Raw genomic sequence first — 215 nt, 5'->3', positions numbered from 1 at the left:
TGAGCCCGGCGGCCGAGGTCTGGCACGGCGAGGAGGAGGTCCTCCGGCTCGGCACGGCCTCGCTCGCACTGTGGCCCGCGCTGGCCGATCGGCTCGGCGTCGAGCTGCGGACCGCCCCCACCCTTCTCGTCGGGTACGACGCCGGCGACCTGCAGCAGGTCGAACGGCAGGTGTCGCTGGTCGGTGGCCTGGGTGGCCGGGCGACGCTGCTCGAC

Annotated in this window: 1 pseudogene; it reads left to right on the top strand. The window is 75.3% G+C overall.

Annotated features, from left to right (window positions below):
• Window positions 1–215 (top strand): annotated as a pseudogene (locus ACOADB_RS09065) (hypothetical protein); the annotation flags it as partial.

It is taken from the genome of Nocardioides sp. CPCC 206348 (assembly GCF_048654705.1).
Lineage (GTDB): Bacteria > Actinomycetota > Actinomycetes > Propionibacteriales > Nocardioidaceae > Nocardioides.
The sequence above is the reverse complement of the archived record's forward strand: the minus strand, read 5'-3'. Positions and strand labels throughout refer to the sequence as shown.